Source organism: Streptomyces sp. JH14, assembly GCF_029428675.1.
Lineage (GTDB): Bacteria > Actinomycetota > Actinomycetes > Streptomycetales > Streptomycetaceae > Streptomyces.
Window position 1 is genome coordinate 1258285 of record NZ_JAJNEL010000001.1, and the last position, 14597, is coordinate 1272881.

At 69.7% G+C, this 14597-nt stretch carries 17 protein-coding genes; 6 read left to right on the forward strand and 11 right to left on the reverse strand.

All coding sequences use genetic code 11. The annotated features are described in order from the left end of the window. Positions 1–44: 44 nt before the first annotated feature. The 4 genes from LRD69_RS05655 to LRD69_RS05670 form a co-directional block, all read right to left on the reverse strand. Entirely contained in the window at positions 45–563 is a 519-nt protein-coding gene (locus LRD69_RS05655; RefSeq protein WP_277325447.1) for a histidine phosphatase family protein, read from the reverse strand. A 74-nt stretch (positions 564–637) separates the two neighbouring features. Further along, the gene (locus LRD69_RS05660) at positions 638–844 is read right to left on the reverse strand and encodes a hypothetical protein (RefSeq protein ID WP_277325448.1); all 207 of its coding nucleotides are present in this window, start codon (positions 842–844) and stop codon (positions 638–640) included. Positions 845–1023: 179 nt separating this feature from the next. After that, on the reverse strand, positions 1024–1140 hold the full coding sequence (locus LRD69_RS05665) for an SGM_5486 family transporter-associated protein (protein WP_277325449.1): 117 nt from the start codon (positions 1138–1140) through the stop codon (positions 1024–1026). 17 nt (positions 1141–1157) lie between these two features. Beyond that, complete coding sequence (locus tag LRD69_RS05670) at positions 1158–2465, reverse strand: MFS transporter (protein ID WP_277325450.1); 1308 nt, start codon at positions 2463–2465, stop codon at positions 1158–1160. Positions 2466–2586: 121 nt separating this feature from the next. Between LRD69_RS05670 and LRD69_RS05675 the strand changes: the two genes are divergently transcribed. Next, on the forward strand, positions 2587–3261 hold the full coding sequence (locus LRD69_RS05675) for a FadR/GntR family transcriptional regulator (protein WP_277325451.1): 675 nt from the start codon (positions 2587–2589) through the stop codon (positions 3259–3261). A 15-nt stretch (positions 3262–3276) separates the two neighbouring features. Here LRD69_RS05675 and LRD69_RS05680 read toward each other — a convergent pair whose 3' ends face one another. From LRD69_RS05680 to fabG, 3 genes are all read right to left on the reverse strand, one after another. Then, positions 3277–3639, reverse strand: coding sequence for a hypothetical protein (locus LRD69_RS05680; protein WP_277325452.1), 363 nt, complete (start codon positions 3637–3639; stop codon positions 3277–3279). A 168-nt stretch (positions 3640–3807) separates the two neighbouring features. Next, positions 3808–4575 carry an enoyl-ACP reductase FabI gene (gene fabI / locus LRD69_RS05685; protein WP_277325453.1) on the reverse strand — a complete coding sequence of 256 codons (768 nt, stop codon included), beginning with the start codon at positions 4573–4575 and terminating at the stop codon, positions 3808–3810. Between the two features lie 5 nt (positions 4576–4580). After that, entirely contained in the window at positions 4581–5300 is a 720-nt protein-coding gene (fabG, locus tag LRD69_RS05690; RefSeq protein WP_030920161.1) for a 3-oxoacyl-[acyl-carrier-protein] reductase, read from the reverse strand. A gap of 239 nt (positions 5301–5539) precedes the next feature. Here fabG and LRD69_RS05695 point away from each other — a divergent pair, with 239 nt between their 5' ends. Genes LRD69_RS05695 through tyrS form a run of 3 tightly spaced genes read left to right on the forward strand, consistent with a single transcriptional unit; the run spans position 5540 to position 9775 of the window. Beyond that, a complete protein-coding gene (locus LRD69_RS05695; RefSeq protein ID WP_277325454.1) occupies positions 5540–7063 on the forward strand; it encodes a TldD/PmbA family protein in 1524 nt (507 codons plus the stop codon). After that, complete coding sequence (locus LRD69_RS05700) at positions 7060–8454, forward strand: metallopeptidase TldD-related protein (RefSeq protein WP_277325455.1); 1395 nt, start codon at positions 7060–7062, stop codon at positions 8452–8454. Before LRD69_RS05695 ends, LRD69_RS05700 begins: the two co-directional genes overlap by 4 nt. Positions 8455–8506: 52 nt before the next feature. Then, positions 8507–9775 carry a tyrosine--tRNA ligase gene (tyrS, locus tag LRD69_RS05705; RefSeq protein WP_277325456.1) on the forward strand — a complete coding sequence of 423 codons (1269 nt, stop codon included), beginning with the start codon at positions 8507–8509 and terminating at the stop codon, positions 9773–9775. An 86-nt stretch (positions 9776–9861) separates the two neighbouring features. On the opposite strand, the gene LRD69_RS05710 is transcribed toward tyrS, so the two are convergent. Continuing rightward, a complete protein-coding gene (locus tag LRD69_RS05710; RefSeq protein WP_277325457.1) occupies positions 9862–10140 on the reverse strand; it encodes a GlsB/YeaQ/YmgE family stress response membrane protein in 279 nt (92 codons plus the stop codon). Between the two features lie 204 nt (positions 10141–10344). On the opposite strand from LRD69_RS05710, the gene LRD69_RS05715 reads away from it, so the two are divergent. Then, the gene (locus LRD69_RS05715) at positions 10345–10707 is read left to right on the forward strand and encodes a DUF3099 domain-containing protein (protein WP_277329635.1); all 363 of its coding nucleotides are present in this window, start codon (positions 10345–10347) and stop codon (positions 10705–10707) included. Between the two features lie 220 nt (positions 10708–10927). Continuing rightward, positions 10928–11197, forward strand: a complete 270-nt coding sequence (locus tag LRD69_RS05720) for a hypothetical protein (protein WP_277325458.1) — start codon at positions 10928–10930, stop codon at positions 11195–11197. An 11-nt stretch (positions 11198–11208) separates the two neighbouring features. On the opposite strand, the gene moaA is transcribed toward LRD69_RS05720, so the two are convergent. The 3 genes from moaA to LRD69_RS05735 all read right to left on the reverse strand — a co-directional run bounded on the left by moaA (position 11209) and on the right by LRD69_RS05735 (position 14393). Beyond that, complete coding sequence (gene moaA / locus LRD69_RS05725; RefSeq protein WP_277325459.1) at positions 11209–12198, reverse strand: GTP 3',8-cyclase MoaA; 990 nt, start codon at positions 12196–12198, stop codon at positions 11209–11211. A gap of 186 nt (positions 12199–12384) precedes the next feature. Further along, the gene (locus LRD69_RS05730; protein ID WP_277325460.1) at positions 12385–14025 is read right to left on the reverse strand and encodes a cation acetate symporter; all 1641 of its coding nucleotides are present in this window, start codon (positions 14023–14025) and stop codon (positions 12385–12387) included. Then, complete coding sequence (locus LRD69_RS05735) at positions 14022–14393, reverse strand: DUF485 domain-containing protein (RefSeq protein ID WP_277325461.1); 372 nt, start codon at positions 14391–14393, stop codon at positions 14022–14024. The genes LRD69_RS05730 and LRD69_RS05735 overlap by 4 nt, the downstream gene beginning before the upstream one ends. Between the last annotated feature and the right edge of the window lie 204 nt (positions 14394–14597).

Consider the following 14597-nt stretch of genomic DNA (forward strand, 5'->3'; position numbering starts at 1 on the left):
CCGAAGCGTCCCGGTGCCGGGGTCTTTCTCTGTACGGCGGCGCGTCAGTCGTTCGGCGTCCAGTACTCGACGAGCTTGCCCACCCCGTGCTCCACGCCCTTCCAGGAGCCGGAAAACTCGATCACGGCGAACGCCGCGGTCGGGAAGCCGCCGCGGCTCATCCGGGCCAGGGCGTCGCCCTCCGCCGATCCGGCGAGGGCGTCCGCGACGGCGTGCATGCCGGGGTTGTGGCCGATGAGCAGGAGATTGCGTACGTCGTCGGGGGTTTCGTTGAGCAGGGCGATCAGCTCGCCGAGGGAGGCCTCGTACAGCCGCTCCTCGTACACGGTCCTGGGCCGGTGAGGCATCTCGTGCACCGCCAGCTTCCAGGTCTCGCGCGTCCTGGCGGCGGTCGAGCAGAGGGCCAGATCGATGGTGACGCCGGAATCGACGAGTTTGCGGCCGGCTACCGGCGCATCCTTGCGGCCGCGCTCCGCGAGCGGCCTCTCATGGTCGGAGTCCTGCGACCATTCCGCCTTTGCATGCCTGAGTAGGACGATCCTGCGAGGTGTATCGACGCTCATACACCTCAGCTTCGCACGAAATGTGCCGCCCGGCGCAGGGTGTTGGAGGGCTTCCCCACCGAGGGTGAACGACGTCAGAGGGTCAGCAGGTCGACGATGCGCGCGAGCAACTGACCGATCGCCGGATCGGTCGTCGCGGCGTGCGCCTCGCCGGAACCCGAGATCAGCAGCAGCAGCGCGGCGAACGCGACCGCGGGCAGCGCGATGGCCCACCACGGCAGCCTGACCTCGACACCGGCCGAGGCCGGGCGGGGGGATCGGGTGTGCGTACGGGCCGCCATGTCCGCCTCCGTGGGTCATCGGTGCTGATACCCAGAACCTACGGATACGGGGGCGCCGGTCCCATCCGGTGACCCACCCACTTCACCCTGACCCTGGCCCCCTAGGGGAAGGTGGTGCTGGCCCCACCATCGGCCCCGGAGGCGGCGTTGCGCGCGAGGTGTCGGTTGCGCGCGAGGTGTCAGGGGGAAGCGATCGAGGCGATCACTCCGATGATCACCGAGATCAAGAGCATCGCCCCGAGCACGAGGAGAAGCTTCTTCTGTCCGTTCTGCGGATTCGGGTCAAGGACTGGCATGGAGCCAGTCTCGCATCTCAGCATTCGTCCTCGATCGTCCGGTCCCGTCCGGCGAGGATGCCTGCCACCGTCTGCGGCACCATCAGCCCGGCCATCAGCGCGATGGGCAGCCCCCAGCCGCCGCTGTGCTGGTACAGCACGCCGACGAGCAGCGGGCCGGGGATCGAGATCAGATAGCCGGTGGACTGGGCGAACGCGGAGAGCCGGACCACCCCGGCGCCGCTGCGGGTCCGCATGCCGATCATGGTGAGGGCGAGCGGGAAGGCGCAGTTGGCGATGCCGAGGAGCAGCGCCCAGGCCCAGGCGCCGCCGACCGGTGCGAGGTAGAGGCCCGCGTAGCCGACGAGGCCGCAGGCACTGAGGAGGACGACGATCGGGCCCTGGCTCTTCATCCGGCCGGCGACCCGGGGGATGACGAAGGCGAGCGGCACGCCCATGGCCATGGTCACGGCGAGCAGGACACCCGCCGTGCCGGCCGAGACCCCGGCGTCGCGGAAGATCTGCGGCAGCCATCCCATGGTGATGTACGCGGCGGTGGCCTGCAGGCCGAAGAAGCAGGCAAGACCCCAGGCGGTGCGGCTGCGGGTGATCCGCAGGACCGGGGCGTCCCCCTGCTGCGGGGCGGCGGCCCGTCCGGGGGCGTTCTTCCGGTCCCGTACCTGCGGGATCCAGGGCAGGACCGCGGCGGCGGCGAGCGCGGCCCAGATGCCGAGGCCGGCCTTCCAGTTGCCGCCGAGGGCGTCGGTCATGGGCACGGTGACCGCTGCGGCGAGTGCGGTGCCGAGGGCGAGCGCCATCGAGTAGAGGCCGGTCATGGAACCGACCCGGTCCGGGAACCAGCGCTTGACGATCACGGGCATCAGGACGTTGCTGACGGCTATGCCCATGAGGGCGAGCGCACTGGCTGCGAGGAAGCCTGCCGTGGAGCCGACGAGCGGCCGGATCACCAGGCCGGCCGCGATGGCGGCCATGCCGGCGCAGACGACCGCGCCGGGGCCGAAGCGGCGCGCGAGGCGCGGCGCCATGATGCCGAAGATCGCGAAACAGAGCGGCGGTACGGAGGTGAGGACGCCTGCGACGCTGCCGCTCATGTGCAGCCCGTCCCGTACGTCTTCGAGGAGGGCGCCGAGGCTGGTGATGGCGGGGCGGAGGTTGAGCGCGGTGAGGACGAGACCGACGGTGACCAGACGGAGCATCCAGGCGCTGGGACCCGTGGTGGTCTGCGGGGCTGCCGTGGCACCTCTGTCGGAGGAGGCGTACGCCGTGGCGGTGGGGCTGGTCCGGGTCGAGGTCCGGGTCCGGTGCTGGGTCTCGTCTTCGGGCATGTAGTCCATCATAGAATCATGGGATGATTGGTTGTCCACTCGCGGGAGAGCCTTCGGAAACCGCCGGTCAACACGAGTACCGGAGAATCCGCAAGCCCCGAGGATCCGAGCAAGGAGCATCATGGCGCTGACGTCTCCGCGGCGTTCGGCACTCGCCGACCAGGTGATCGCCCAGCTGAGGAATCAGATCACCTCGGGCGAGTGGCCCGTCGGTTCGCGGATTCCGACCGAACCCGAGCTGGTGGAGCAGCTGGGGGTGGCCCGCAACACCGTCCGCGAGGCCGTGCGCGCGCTCGCGCACAACGGGCTGCTGGACATCCGCCAGGGGTCGGGTACGTATGTCGTCGCCACCAGCGAGCTGGCCGGGGTGATGCACCGCCGGTTCGCGTCCGCCGATCCCCGGCATGTCGCCGAGCTGCGCTCGACGCTGGAGTCGTCGGCGGCCCGGCTGGCGGCCACGCGGCGCACCGAGCGCGATCTGAAGCAGCTGGACGCGCTCATGGTGCGCCGCGAGGAGACCTGGGCCGCGGGGGACGTGGAGGCGTTCGTGGCCGCGGACGCGACGCTGCATCTGGCCGTGGTCGCCGCCTCGCACAACGACGTGCTGACCGGTCTCTACGCCGACCTGGGGGATCTGCTGCGCGACTATCTCCGGGGCGATGTCGGGCACGAGCTGCGGCCCGAGAACCACATGGACCATGCACGGCTGGTCGAGGCCATCCGGGCCGGTGATCCGGAGACTGCGGCCGCCGAGGCCGCGAGTCATGCGCTGAGCTGTCTGGTCGACCGGGCCTGATCCGGACGAGCGGTTCTACACCCGTTCGTGGGTGACCCAGACGGAGGCGACTTCCTTCCAGCAGCGGTCGTCGAGCCGCACCGTCTGCCCGGGAGCGACCTCGACGGGTATGCCGTCCGCGTCTATGTCCCACCAGCGGTCGCATTCGGTGTGCAGCTGTACGCGGTCGATGGAGGGGTACGGATTGTGGCAGTAGGCGATCACCCGGGATCCCTGGACCGACGTACGGCAGTCGGCCCCGTACGGGTCCGGGACGGGCGCGGCGGGCGCGGACGCCCCGAAGCGCCCCATGCCGGACAGGCCCAGGGGGGCGACAAGTGCGGCGACGGCGACCGAGGCCGCCAGCAGGGCCCAGGTTCGGCGACGTGTGGGGCGCACAGCGATCTCCTCCCCGCAGCCCGACCAAAAGTCCGGTTCCACCACATTCTGCGGTGGAACGACCTTCTTTTCGACTTGAGCGGGTGAACCCGGGGCGGAGACGCACCGCGGCCGCGCACCATCTCCTCGGAGGTGGTACGCGGCCGTGTCGTGCGGGGTCGTACGAGGTCAGGCGCCCATCATGTGCACGCCACCGTCGACGTGGATGATCTCGCCCGTGGTCTTCGGGAAGAAGTCGGAGAGCAGGGCGACGACACCACGGCCGGCGGGCTCCGGGTCGGCCATGTTCCAGGCGAGCGGGGAACGGGTGTTCCAGACGTCCGCGAGCTCCGTGAAGCCGGGGATGGACTTGGCGGCCATCGAGCCGATCGGTCCGGCCGAGATCAGGTTGCAGCGGATGTGGTCCTTGCCCAGGTCGCGGGCGAGGTAGCGGGAGGTGGCCTCCAGCGCGGCCTTGGCCGGGCCCATCCAGTCGTACTGCGGCCAGGCGAACTGCGCGTCGAAGGTGAGGCCGACGATCGAGCCGCCCTCGCTCATCAGCGGCTTGCAGGCCATGGCGAGCGACTTCAGCGAGAACGCCGAGACGTGCATCGCGGTGGCGACGGACTCGAACGGCGTGTTGAGGAAGTTGCCGCCGAGCGCGTCCTGCGGCGCGAAGCCGATGGAGTGGACGACGCCGTCCAGCGAACCGAGCTCGTCACGGACCAGGCCCGCGAGCCGGTCCAGGTGCTCGGTGTTGGTCACGTCCAGCTCGATGACCTTGGCGGGCTTGGGCAGCTTCTTGGCGATGCGCTCCGTCAGCGTGGGCCGGGGGAAGGCGGTCAGGATGACTTCGGCGCCCTGCTCCTGTGCCACCTTGGCGGTGTGGAAGGCGATGGACGACTCCATCAGCACACCGGTGATGAGAATGCGCTTGCCGTCGAGGATTCCGCTCATGCTGATCAGTGACCCATGCCCAATCCGCCGTCAACGGGGATGACGGCTCCAGTGATGTACGACGCGTCGTCGGAGGCGAGGAAGCGCACCGCGGCGGCGATCTCCTCGGGCCGCGCGTAGCGCGCGAGCGGCACCTGGGCGACGATGCCCTTGCGCTGCTCCTCGGTGAGCACCTGGGTCATGTCGGTGTCGACAAAACCGGGCGCGACGACGTTGAAAGTGATGTTCCGCGAGCCGAGCTCGCGCGCCAGCGACCGGGCGAATCCGACCAGACCGGCCTTGGAGGCGGCGTAGTTGGCCTGCCCTGCCGAGCCGAGGAGGCCGACGACGGAGGAGATGAGGACGACGCGGCCCTTCTTGGCGCGCAGCATGCCGCGGTTGGCGCGCTTGACGACCCGGAAGGTGCCGGTGAGGTTGGTGTCGAGTACGGACGTGAAGTCCTCCTCGGACATCCGCATCAGCAACTGGTCCTTGGTGATACCGGCGTTGGCGACCAGTACTTCGACGGGACCGTGCTTCTCCTCGATCTCCTTGTAGGCCTGCTCCACCTGTTCGCCGTCGGTGATGTCGCACCGGACGGCCAGGACGCCCGCCTCGGTGAGGGCCTGGGGCGGCTCGCCCGAGCGGTACGTGATCGCGACCTTGTCGCCGTTGTCGGCGAAAGCGCGGGCGATGGCGAGGCCGATGCCCCGGTTTCCTCCGGTGACGAGAACCGAGCGGCTCAACGGATCACCCTTTCGATAGCGGTCTGGTACCTCGAAAACCTATCGCTACCAGGTGCTCCAGGGGGAATCGGCCCCTGACAGTGGCTTCCACGACGCACTGTGGGGTTCCTACAGTGCGACACCCCGCACCGTCGGGCCCGCCATGGAAAATCACGGGAAAACCAAGGGCCCCTGACGGGCTCGCGGCGCATGATTCACTGCGGAGACACATCGCACAGGTCGAGAAGGGGAAAGCCGACGTGCCCCATGAGGTAGATCAGTCATTCCTGGCCCTGCCGCTACGGGCCCTCGCCGACGCGGCGCTCGCCCGGGCCCGCGCGCTGGGCGCCACGCATGCGGACTTCCGCTTCGAGCGGGTGCGCAGTGCGTCCTGGCGGCTGCGGGACGCCCGGCCCGCCGGGACGTCGGACACCACCGATCTCGGGTACGCGGTCCGGGTGGTGCACGGCGGGGCGTGGGGGTTCGCGTCGGGGGTCGATCTGACCATGGACGCCGCGGCGAAGGTCGCGTCCCAGGCGGTCGCCATGGCGAAGCTGTCGGCGAAGGTGATCGCGGCGGCGGGCTCGGACGAGCGTGTGGAGCTGGCGGACGAGCCGGTGCACGGTGAGCGGACCTGGGTGTCGGCGTACGACGTCGACCCGTTCTCCGTACCGGACGAGGAGAAGGCGGGGCTGCTGGCCGAGTGGAGCAGCAGGCTGCTGGGCGCCGAGGGCGTCGCGCATGTGGACGCCTCGCTCATGACCGTCCACGAGAACAAGTTCTACGCGGATACGGCCGGAACCGTCACCACACAGCAGCGGGTACGGCTGCATCCGCAGTTCACCGCGGTCGCCGTGGACGGGACGACCGGTGAGTTCGACTCGATGCGGACCATCGCGCCGCCGGTCGGGCGGGGCTGGGAGTACCTCACGGGCACCGGCTGGGACTGGGACTCCGAGCTGGAGCGGATCCCCGGGCTGCTCGCCGAGAAGATGCGGGCGCCGAGCGTCGAGGCGGGGAGGTACGACCTGGTCGTCGACCCGTCGAATCTCTGGCTGACGATCCACGAGTCGATCGGGCATGCTACCGAACTCGACCGGGCGCTGGGGTACGAGGCGGCGTACGCCGGGACCTCGTTCGCCACCTTCGACCAGCTGGGCAAGCTGGCGTACGGCTCCCCCGTGATGAATGTGACGGGCGACCGCACCGCCGAGCACGGGCTCGCGACCGTCGGGTACGACGACGAGGGTGTCGAGGGCCAGTCCTGGGACCTGATCAAGGACGGAACGCTGGTCGGCTACCAGCTGGACCGGCGGATCGCGAAGCTGACGGGTCTCGGGCGGTCCAACGGGTGCGCGTACGCGGACTCGCCGGGCCATGTTCCCGTCCAGCGGATGGCGAACGTGTCGCTGCAGCCGGATCCGGGCGGGCTGTCCACCGAGGACCTGATCGGCGGGGTGGAGCGCGGCATCTATGTGGTCGGCGACCGGTCCTGGTCGATCGACATGCAGCGCTACAACTTCCAGTTCACCGGACAGCGGTTCTTCCGCATCGAGAACGGCAGGCTGGCCGGTCAGCTGCGCGACGTCGCGTACCAGGCGACGACGACGGACTTCTGGGGCTCGATGGAGAAGGTCGGCGGCCCGCAGACGTACGTCCTGGGCGGCGCCTTCAACTGCGGCAAGGCCCAGCCGGGCCAGGTCGCGGCCGTCTCGCACGGCTGTCCCTCCGCCCTCTTCCGAGGCGTGAACATCCTCAACACGACGCAGGAGGCGGGCCGATGAGCCGCGTCAGCAAGCCGTACGAGATCGTCGAGCGCGCGCTCGAGCTGTCCACCGCCGACGGCTGTGTGGTCATCGCCGACGAAGAGTCCTCCGCCAACCTCCGCTGGGCGGGCAACGCGCTCACCACGAACGGGGTGACCCGGGGGCGGACCCTGACCGTCATCGCCACGGTCGACGGCGCCGAGGGCGCCGCGTCCGGTGTGGTGTCCCGTTCCGCCGTCACCGCCGACGACCTGGAACCGCTGGTGCGCGCCGCCGAGGCCGCCGCGCGCGGGGCCGGGCCCGCCGAGGACGCGCAGCCGCTGGTCACCGGGGTGTCCCCGTCGCCCGACTTCACGGACGCGCCGGCCGAGACGGGTTCGGATGTGTTCGCGGAGTTCGCCCCGGCGCTCGGTGACGCGTTCGCCCGCGCCCGGGCCGGCGGCCGTGAGCTGTACGGCTTCGCGCACCACCAGCTGACCTCGACGTATCTGGGTACGTCGACGGGCCTGCGGCTGCGCCACGACCAGCCGAACGGGACGCTGGAGCTGAACGCCAAGTCCCCCGACCGGTCGCGTTCCGCCTGGGCGGGCCGCTCCACCCGGGACTTCAAGGATGTCGACCCGGCCGAGCTGGACGCGGAGCTGGCGCAGCGGCTGGGCTGGGCGGAGCGCCGTATCGAGCTGCCCGCCGGACGGTACGAGACGCTGCTGCCGCCCACCGCGGTGGCCGATCTGCTGATCTACCAGATGTGGTCGTCGACGGCCCGGGACGCCGCCGAGGGCCGGACGGTCTTCTCCAAGCCGGGTGGTGGCACGCGGCTCGGCGAGACGCTGTCCGGGCTGCCGCTGACCCTGCGCAGCGATCCGACCGCGCCGGGACTGGAGTCCGCGCCGTTCGTGATCGCCCACTCGTCGGGGGACGGCGCCTCCGTCTTCGACAACGGGCTGCCGCTGGCATCGACCGACTGGATCCGGGACGGCCGGCTGGACCGGCTGACCACCACCCGGCACACGGCCGGACTGACCAAAATGCCGGTCGCCCCGGCGATCGACAACCTGGTGCTCGACGGCGGCGGTGAGCGGTCGCTGGACGAGATGGTGGCGGCGACGACCGGCCGGGCCCTGCTGCTGACCTGCCTCTGGTACATCCGGGAGGTCGACCCGGCGACGCTGCTGCTGACCGGGCTGACCCGGGACGGGGTGTATCTGGTGGAGGACGGCGAGGTGGTCGGCGAGGTGAACAACTTCCGGTTCAACGAGTCGCCGGTCGATCTTCTGTCGCGGGCCACCGAGGCGGGCCGCACCGAGAAGACGCTGCCGCGCGAGTGGGGCGACTGGTTCACCCGGGCCGCGATGCCGGCGCTGCGGATCCCGGACTTCAATATGAGTTCGGTCAGCCTCGGGGTGTGACCCTAGACTGACCGTGCACATCCATGCACGTATGCGAAGGAGACCCAGGACAGTGACGGAGATCGTCGACGAGCTGAAGTGGCGCGGGCTGTTCGCCCAGTCCACTGACGAGGACGCATTGCGCAAGGCTCTCGCGGACGGTCCCGTCACGTTCTATTGCGGCTTCGACCCGACCGCGGCAAGCCTGCACGTCGGCCATCTGGTGCAGGTGCTCACCGTGCGCCGGCTGCAGCAGGCCGGGCACCGGCCGCTCGCCCTGGTGGGTGGGGCCACCGGCCAGATCGGTGACCCGCGGCCGACGGCCGAGCGGACGCTGAACGACCCGGAGACGGTCGCGAACTGGGTGACGCGGCTGCGCTCCCAGATCGAGCCGTTCCTCTCGTTCGAGGGTGCAAACGCCGCGGTCATGGTGAACAACCTGGACTGGACCGCGGGCATGTCCGCGATCGAGTTCCTGCGGGACATCGGCAAGCACTTCCGGGTCAACAAGATGCTCACCAAGGACTCGGTCGCCCGCCGGCTGGAGTCCCAGGAGGGCATCAGCTACACGGAGTTCAGCTACCAGCTGCTGCAGGGCATGGACTTCCTGGAGCTGTACCGGCGGTACGGCTGCACCCTCCAGCAGGGCGGCAGCGACCAGTGGGGCAACCTCACCGCGGGCATCGACCTGATCCACCGTCTGGAGTCGGCGGCCGAGGTGCACGCACTGGCCACGCCGCTCATGGTGAAGGCGGACGGCACCAAGTTCGGCAAGTCCGAGAGCGGGGCCGTCTGGCTCGACCCGGAGATGACGACGCCGTACGCGTTCTACCAGTTCTGGCTGAACGTGGACGACCGGGACATCTCGCCGTACATGCGCATCCTCAGCTTCAGGAGCCGCGCCGAGCTGGAGGAGCTGGAGAAGCTCACCGAGGAGCGTCCGCAGGCCCGGACGGCGCAGCGTGCGCTGGCGGAGGAGCTGACGACACTGGTGCACGGCGCCGAGCAGTGCGCGGCGGTGATCGCGGCGTCGAAGGCGCTGTTCGGCCAGGGCGAGCTGGGTGACCTGGACGAGGCGACACTGAGCGCCGCGCTCTCCGAGGTGCCGCACGCCAAGGTCCCGGAGCTCGGCCCGCTGGTGGACCTCCTGGTGGAGGCCGGGCTGGCGCCGAGCAAGTCGGGGGCCCGCCGCACGGTCAAGGAGGGCGGCGCCTACGTGAACAACGTCAAGGTCGTGGACGGTGAGGCCGCACCGGCCCGCGAGGAGCTGCTGCACGGACGCTGGCTGGTGCTGCGCCGGGGCAAGAAGAACCTCGCGGCGATCGAGGTCACGGCCGGCTGACAGCGGGGCACAGCACACGGCGGCCGGGCACGCATCGCGCGTGCCCGGCCGCCGTCGTTCCGTGTGCCTCGCCGCCGCTCCTGTGCTCAGGCCCTCTGCTTCTTCGTACCGCGCAACGATGCCCAGGCCATGTCGCCGAGGCCGACGACGACCACGGCGCCGATCAGCTGGAGCAGATGGCGCGTCCAGTCGATGCCCCGGGTGTCATTGACGCCGATCCATGTCGCGACAGCATTGCCGAGGACGCTGCCGATGATGCCGAAAATGGTCGTCAGCCACAGTGGGATCTGCTGTTTGCCGGGCAGGATCGCCTTCGCGATCAGGCCCAGGACCAGACCCACGATGATTGCCCACAGCCAACTCATGTCGCCTCCTCGTGCGGCGCCGTGTCGCGCATGTGCGCAAGTCTCGACGCATCGGCAGTACGTCGCATGTCGGACAGGTCCATACGTGCCGCACCTGGGCCGGTGTGCGCGCATTCGGCATGCCCCGGTCTCGATCCCGTCGGATGCCGGGCGTACCGTGGGAACGGCTCGGTGAGCAGCCAGGGGAAGGGCGGCGGGAACGTGATGCGGAAGCGGAGTGGCGCGGAGGTCTTCCGGATCACGGGAGCCCGGCAGGGTCTCGCCGAGGACGTGCGCGGCCGGCAGCGACGCTATGTGATCTCGATGTCCGTGCGGACCGTTTCGGTGGTCCTGGCGGCGGTGCTGTGGAACGTCGAGAGGCCTGTGGCCGTCGTGGCGCTCGTGCTGGGCGCCCTGCTTCCGTACGTGGCCGTCGTCATCGCCAACGCGGGCCGGGAGAGCCCCCCTTCACTGCCGTCGACGTTCGTTCCGGCGCCCGTCCGGCCGGCGCTCGAGGCCGCCCCGGTGGCCCGTCCGGCGGACTCCGACCGGGCCCGCAGCACCCCGGATCCGCAGGAGCACAGCTGAGCGCGCGGCACGCCGAATGCTCAAGAAAAGCTCAGATCAATCATGAAGTTCAGGTGCACCGCACCCCGGTCCCCGTGACATACTTCTTACGCGCTCCGCATCCCCCGTCGGAGCGACGGACCGACGCCGGGCAGCTCCCCCCGTGGCTGCTCGGCGTCGCTTTTTCTCCGGCGGGGATGCGTCACCAGGACGGCCGTACGGCTGACCTAGGGTTGGGTCCGTGAACTTCCCGAACTTCCCGGGCTCCCCCGGAGATGCCGCCGAGAGCGCTGCTTCCGCGGCACCGATCTGTTCCGCCAAGGGCTGCCGTGCGGCCGCCGTATGGGTGCTGGCCTGGAACAACCCGAAGCTGCATACCCCGGAGCGCCGCAAGACCTGGCTGGCCTGCGACGAGCACCGCGAACACCTCTCCTCGTTCCTCGGAGTGCGCGGTTTCCTGAAGGACGTCGTGACGCTGGCGGAGTGGGAGTCCTCGGCCGCCGGGGACTGACGGCCGTCCTCTCAGCCGCCGATCGCCGACATCGGGCGGTCAGGCTGCAGGAAGGACGGGTCGTCCAGACCGGATCCGGCCTTCTTCCCCCACATCGCGAGCCGCCAGAGCCGGGCGATCTCCTCGTCCGGGGCCTCGGAGCGCAGTGCACCGCGCAGATCGGTCTCCTCCCGCGCGAACAGGCAGGTCCGCACCTGACCGTCGGCAGTGAGCCGGGTGCGGTCGCAGGCCCGGCAGAACGGGCGGGTGACGGAGGCGATGACACCGACCCGGTGCGGTCCGCCGTCGACGAGCCACCGCTCGGCGGGGGCGGAGCCGCGCTCGCCCTCTCCTTCGGCGGTGAGCGCGAAACGGGTGCGCAGGGAGGCGAGTATGTCCCCTGCCGTGATCATGCCGTCGCGCTTCCAGCCGTGCTGGGCGTCGAGCGGCATCTGCTCGATGAAGCGCAGCTCGTAGCCGTTCTCCACGGCCCAGGCGAGCAGGTCGGGGGCCTCGTCGTCGTTGAGCCCCGGCATCAGGACGGTGTTGACCTTGACCGGGGTGAGACCCGCGTCGCGGGCGGCTTCGAGGCCTGCCAGCACGTCGTGGTGACGGTCGCGGCGGGTGAGGGTCTTGAAGACGTCGGGGCGCAGGGTGTCCAGCGAGACGTTGACCCGGTCGAGGCCGACGGCCTGGAGAGCGGCCGCCGTACGCTTCAGCCCGATGCCGTTGGTGGTGAGCGACATCTTCGGGCGGGGGGTCAGGGCCGCGCACTGCTCGACGATGGAGACGAGGCCGGGGCGCAGCAGCGGTTCACCGCCGGTGAAGCGCACTTCCGTGACCCCGAGCCGGGTGACGGCGATACGGACGAGCCGGACGATCTCGTCGTCGCTGAGCAGGTCCGGCTTGGCCAGCCACTGCAGGCCTTCTTCGGGCATGCAGTAGGTGCACCGCAGGTTGCAGCGGTCGGTCAGCGAAACGCGCAGGTCGGTGGCGACGCGATCGTAGGTGTCGATGAGCACGGTGGGCCCCCTCCCCCGGTGACATGACCGGTTACGGATCTGACTCGTCCGAGACTACGCGAGACGTGTGACACGCAGGTGGCCCGTTCGGCACGAGGAGCGGCGCGGCCGCGTCGTAGGACTCTACGACGCGGCCGCGGAAACCGCATGGTGCGTGACGTGGACTCTCCGACGTCTCCTCGTCCGTCAGTGGGCTCCGACGCCGGTGAGGGACTTGACCTCCAGTTCGGCGTACTTGCCCTTGTCCGGCTCCTCCTTGGAGAGCAGGGAGCCGAGCCAGCCGAGCAGGAACCCCAGCGGGATGGAGATCAGGCCCGGATTCTCCAGCGGGAACCAGGCGAAGTCGACGTCCGGGAACATCGACGAGGGCTTGGAGGAGACGACCGGGGAGAACAGCACCAGCAGGACGGACGAGGCCAGGCCCCCGTAGATCGACCAGAGGGCGCCCTGGGTGGTGAACCGCTTCCAGAACAGGCTGTACAGGATCGTCGGCAGGTTGGCCGACGCGGCCACCGCGAAGGCGAGGGCGACCAGTCCGGCCACGTTCAGGTCGCGGGCGAGGGCACCGAGCGCGATGGAGACGATGCCGATGGCGACGGTCGCCCACTTGGCCGCGCGTACCTCCTCCTTCTCCGTGGCCTTGCCCTTGCGGATGACGTTGGCGTAGATGTCGTGCGCGAACGACGACGAGGACGCCAGGGTCAGGCCGGCGACGACGGCGAGGATGGTGGCGAAGGCGACCGCGGAGATGACGGCGAGCAGAATGGCGCCGCCGGTGGAGCCGGAGCCGCCTCCGATCTCCAGGGCGGCCAGCGGTGCCGCCGTGTTCCCCGCCTTGTTCGAGGCGATGATGTCGGCCGGCTTGAGGATCGCGGCGGCGCCGAAGCCGAGCACGATCGTCATCAGGTAGAAGGCGCCGATAATGCCGATCGCCCAGTTCACCGACTTACGGGCGGCCTTGGCGGTCGGCACGGTGTAGAAGCGGATCAGGATGTGCGGGAGTCCGGCGGTGCCGAGGACCAGCGCGATGCCGAGTGAGATGAAGTCCAGCTTCGAGGTGCCGGTGGCACCGTACTTGAGGCCGGGCTCGAGGAACGCCTTGCCCTTCCCGCTGTTCTCGGCCGCGGTGCCGAGCAGGTCGGAGATGTTGAAGTGGAACTTCAGCAGGATCAGGAAGGTGATGAGCACGGTGCCCGCGATGAGCAGCACGGCCTTGACCATCTGCACCCAGGTGGTGCCCTTCATGCCGCCGATGGTGACGTACACGATCATCAGCAGGCCGACCAGCCCCACGATGGCGATCTTGCCGCCGTCGCTGGTGATGCCCAGCAGCAGCGAGACGAGGACACCGGCGCCCGCCATCTGCGCGAGCAGGTAGAAGATCGAGACGACGATGGTGGAGGCGCCCGCGGCCGTACGGACGGGACGCTGGCGCATGCGGTACGCGAGGACGTCTCCCATCGTGTAGCGGCCGGAGTTGCGCAGGGGTTCGGCGACCAGCAGCAGGGCGACGAGCCAGGCGACCAGGAAGCCGATGGAGTAGAGGAAGCCGTCGTAGCCGAAGAGCGCGATGGCGCCCGCGATGCCGAGGAACGACGCCGCGGACATGTAGTCGCCGGAGACCGCGAGACCGTTCTGGAAGCCGGTGAACTGGCGGCCGCCCGCGTAGAAGTCGGCGGCGTCCTTGGTCTGCCGGCCCGCCCACACGGTGATGAAGAGGGTCGCGACGACGAAGCACGCGAAGAGCGTGATGATCAACGGCCGGTGCTCGCTCGCGCCTTCGGCGGCGAGCTGGACCGTGGGGTATGCGGTGTGGGCGGCGCTCATGCGTCGGCCTCCATACGGGACTTGATCGCGGCGGCCTTCGGGTCGAGCTTGGCGGCGGCGTGGCGCGAGTACAGCCAGGCGATGAGGAACGTGGTGAGGAACTGGGCGAGTCCGAAGACGAGCGCCACGTTGATGTTGCCGAACACCTTGGTCCCCATGAAGCCTGCCGCGTAGTTCGACAGCAGCACGTAGAGCAGGTACCAGAGGATGAAGGCGACGGTCAGGGGGAAGGCGAACGAGCGGTGCGCATGCCGCAGTTCGGCGAACTCCGCGCTCTCCTGGACCGCGACGAACTCCTCCGTCGCGGGCCGGGCAGGGCCGGTGTCGGGGATGGCCTCGGGGGGCGGTGCATCGGCATCGGTAGCCACGGAATCTCCTCGCGACGCGGGTACGGTTGTGGGGACGACGGATTTCACGGAAAACCTCGGTATCGGGGGGCCTGTGATGCGCCTCCCCTGACAACGGCACGGGGGGCGCGGCGCATCGGTTCACCGCGGAACGCCACTTCTTGACCCGCCCCGCCGATCTCGACTTCGAACGCAGTTCCGTCAATTCGTTGATGAGCCGGGATG